4 protein-coding genes are annotated in these 3,723 nt (G+C 64.2%); 3 read left to right on the forward strand and 1 reads right to left on the reverse strand.

From position 1 onward, the window contains the following. Window positions 1-49: 49 nt before the first annotated feature. Both nagA and ACIQ36_RS19190 read left to right on the forward strand, forming a co-directional pair. Window positions 50-1,198, forward strand: coding sequence for an N-acetylglucosamine-6-phosphate deacetylase (gene nagA / locus ACIQ36_RS19185; RefSeq protein ID WP_395832347.1), 1,149 nt, complete (start codon window positions 50-52; stop codon window positions 1,196-1,198). Window positions 1,199-1,257: 59 nt separating this feature from the next. Continuing rightward, the gene (locus ACIQ36_RS19190; protein ID WP_395832349.1) at window positions 1,258-2,388 is read left to right on the forward strand and encodes an iron-containing alcohol dehydrogenase; all 1,131 of its coding nucleotides are present in this window, start codon (window positions 1,258-1,260) and stop codon (window positions 2,386-2,388) included. Here the strand turns inward: ACIQ36_RS19190 and ACIQ36_RS19195 are convergent. Next, window positions 2,327-3,367 (reverse strand): LLM class flavin-dependent oxidoreductase, encoded by a 1,041-nt coding sequence (locus ACIQ36_RS19195; protein ID WP_395832351.1) that lies wholly within the window; start codon window positions 3,365-3,367, stop codon window positions 2,327-2,329. The genes ACIQ36_RS19190 and ACIQ36_RS19195 overlap by 62 nt on opposite strands. Before the next feature lie 95 nt (window positions 3,368-3,462). Here ACIQ36_RS19195 and ACIQ36_RS19200 point away from each other — a divergent pair. Continuing rightward, window positions 3,463-3,723 (forward strand): ArsR/SmtB family transcription factor (locus tag ACIQ36_RS19200; RefSeq protein ID WP_395832353.1); only part of this gene is annotated, 261 nt, incomplete at its 3' end.

Here is a 3,723-nt window from a genome sequence, read left to right on the forward strand (position 1 = left end):
AAGACCCCGACCGCCCCAGCCGCCTGAAAAAGGTGACGGAGACCCTGTAATGACGATCTACGCGCTAACGGGGCCGCGCCTATTCACGGGCGAGCGTTTCTTAGACGATCACGCGCTGGTGATCGATGGGGGCACGATCATTGATCTCGTGCCGCGTGCGGCGCTTCCAGCGGGACTTGAAGTTGAAACCTGCGGCCCCGGTTTACTCGTGCCGGGCTTCATCGACGCCCAGGTGAACGGCGGCGGCGGCGTGCTGTTCAACGCCACACCAACGCCCGGCGCGCTCGCGCGTCTCGCCCACGCCCACGCCCGTTACGGCACCACCGCACTGCTGCCGACCTTTATTACCGACGATTCCACGGGCATGGTTGCCGCTGTCGAAGCCGTGCGCGCCGCCATCGCTAACGAGAGTCCCGGCGTGATCGGGATTCATCTGGAAGGGCCGTTTCTGGCGAAATCACGCAAGGGCGCACACGACCCGAACCTCATTCGCGCGCTTACGGACGCCGACGCCGACGTGCTGCTCGCAACCGGGCTGCAAACGGTTCTGCTCACCCTTGCGCCGGAAACCGTGCCGCCTGCGCTGATTGCCAAACTCGCGGCAGGCGGCATCATCGTCAGCCTCGGCCATACCGAAGCGACTTACGAAGGAGCGATGGCGGCGGCGGATGCGGGCGCGCGGGGCGTGACTCATCTGTTCAACGCTATGTCGCCGCTTTCGCACCGCGCCCCCGGCGTCGTTGGCGCGGCGCTCACCCATAGCGGGCTCTGGGCCGGGATCATCGCCGATGGGCACCACGTCCACCCCGCCGCGCTAGCGACGGCCTTACGCGCCAAACGCGGCCCCGGCAAACTGTTCCTCGTCACCGACGCCATGCCGACCGCCGGGCATAGCGAAGGCGAATTTCACCTGAACGGGCGCTTAGTGACGCGCCAGAACGGCGTACTGACGCTGGACGACGGCACGCTCGCGGGCTCGGACCTCACGATGGACGCGGCGCTGCGCTTTACGGTGGCAAACCTCGGCGTTGGGCTCGACGAAGCCTTGCGCATGGCCAGCCTCTACCCGGCGCAGTTCCTCGGTTTAGATCGCGCGCGCGGGCGCTTGGCCCCCGGTTATCGCGCCGATTTCGTCCATCTGACGCCCGACCTCGGCGTCGCGCAAGTGTGGATCGGCGGCGCAACGGTACGGGACTAGCGCAACGCGGCGCAATGGAGCAGGCTCAGCGGATGTTACAGCAACCTGGACCGTCCGCCATGACCGCCGCTTTCAGCTTTTCCTATGGCCCCCGGCTGCGCAGTGTCGCCGGTATCTGCGCTCAATTGGCCGATCTATTACCGCCCGGCCCGGTTCTGCTCGTCACCGATGCGGGCGTGCGCCGGTTCGGTCTGTGCGATGGGGCCCTGGCGGCGCTGAAGGGGCGCGCGGTGGTGGTTTTCGATGCGGTTGAAGCCGATCCTTCGGCTAAAACCGTTCTCGCTGCCGTTGAGGCCGGGCGCGCGGGCGGGGTTGCCTCGGTGGTTGGGCTCGGCGGCGGCAGCCCGATGGATGTGGCAAAACTGGTCGCCTATCTGCTGGGGTCCGGCGATGATCTGGCTGCGATTTACGGCGTCGATCAAGCCAAAGGGCAGCGCCTGCCGCTGGTGCTTATCCCAACCACGGCCGGAACCGGCTCGGAAGCCACCCCCATTGCCATTGTCACGGTCGGCGAGACCGAAAAGAAGGGCGTCGTCGCCCCGGCGCTCTATGCCGATTGGGCCTTGCTTGATGCTGACCTCACCCTCGGCCTGCCCCCCGCCGCCACCGCCGCGACCGGGATCGACGCGATGGTTCACGCCATCGAAGCCTATACCAGTGCCCGCCTGAAAAACCCGGTGTCGGACGCTTTGGCGAAAGAGGCTTTGCGCCTGCTCAGCGCGAATCTGCCGAAAGTGCTCGCCAATGGCCGGGACGTCGCGGCGCGGGAGGCGATGCTGCTGGGATCGCACCTTGCGGGGGTCGCTTTCTCAAACGCTCCCGTGGCGGCAGTGCATGCTCTCGCCTATCCTTTGGGCGGGCATTTCCACGTTCCACACGGACTTTCCAATGCGCTGATGCTGCGCCCGGTGCTGCGCTATAATCAACCAGCGGCAGGGGCACTCTATGGGGAGCTTGCGACCTGTCTCGACCCCACCGTCCCTGAATCAGCCGAAGCCGCCTTCTTCAGCGCTATCGATGCGCTACTAACCGCAAGCGGCCTGCCGTTGCGCTTGCGCGATATCGATATTCCCGAATCAGCGCTGGAATTGATGGCGCGCGAGGCGATGAAGCAGCAGCGGCTACTGATTAATAACCCCCGGCTGCTTGAAGAAGCGGACGCGCTGGCGCTGTATCGACAGGCGTGGTGAGGCCGCCGACCGAGGCGATAATCTCGAAGGAGCGCAAACGGGCGGCATGATCGTAAATATCCGAGACGATCATGACCTCATCCACCCCCGTTTCGGCGATAAAGCGACTGAGGCCCGCGCGCACTATTTCCGGCGAACCAACGATGGTGCGCGCCATCATGGCTTGAACAGGGGCTTTTTCGGCGGGCGACCAATAGGTTTCGATATCGTCAATCGGCGGGCTGCTGAGCCCGCGCGTGCCGCGAATAAGATTGGTGAAAGACATTTGCTGCGTCGTCGCCAACCGCCGCGCTTCGGCGTCGGTTTCGGCGGCGATGATATTCACCCCGGCCATCGCATAGGGTTTCGCCAATTGCTCCGAGGGCTGGAAGCGGTGCCGGTAAATCTCCAAGGCCTCCAACAAGCTCTGGGGCGCAAAATGGGAGGCGAAGGCATAGGGTAGCCCCAGTTGCGCCGCAAGCTGCGCCCCGAAGGTGCTGGAGCCTAGAATCCAGAGCGGAACCTCCGTTCCCGCCGCCGGAATCGCCCGTAACCGCTGGCCGGGGATTGAAGGGGCAAAATAGGCCTGCAACTCCACCACGTCGCGCGGAAAACTGTCGGCACTATCGATCGGGCGGCGCAGGGCGCGCACGGTCAGCCCATCGGTTCCCGGTGCGCGGCCCAAGCCAAGATCGATCCGGCCCGGAAACAGATGGGCGAGCGTGCCGAACTGCTCCGCGATGATATAAGGCGCGTGGTTCGGCAGCATAATCCCGCCCGCGCCGACGCGAATGGTCTTCGTCCCCGCCGCGATATGGCCGATGACGATGGAGGTCGCCGCACTGGCAATCCCGGAGGCGTTATGATGCTCGGCCACCCAAAAGCGCGTATAGCCCCAGGCTTCCGCATGGGCCGCCAGATCGCGGGCATGATCGAGCGCCGTGCGCGCGTCGCTGTTTTGACGGATCCGAACCAGATCGAGAATTGACAAATGGGTCATGAAAGATCCTCTTCCGCCCCGTCCATACTTCAGGATTTGAATATATCAGAACTTCACCATATATATATCGGATAATCCCGATTTAAAGGCCCCCAATGGACCCCGACGTGATTCTAAAGGCCCTGGCGCACCCGGTTCGGCGCGACATGCTGGCGTGGCTAAAAGCGCCCGAGGAGCATTTTTCTACCCAGGAACACCCCGTGGAAATGGGTGTGTGCGCGGGGCAGTTTGAACGCTGCGGCCTGTCGCAATCCTCCGTTTCCGCCCATTTGGCGACGCTCGCCGCCGCCGATCTGGTGACGCCGCGGCGCATCGGCCAATGGGTTTTCTATAAGCGTAATGAGGCAACGCTCGAC

This window comes from Elstera sp. (assembly GCF_044372965.1).
Classification (GTDB): Bacteria; Pseudomonadota; Alphaproteobacteria; order Elsterales; family Elsteraceae; genus Elstera.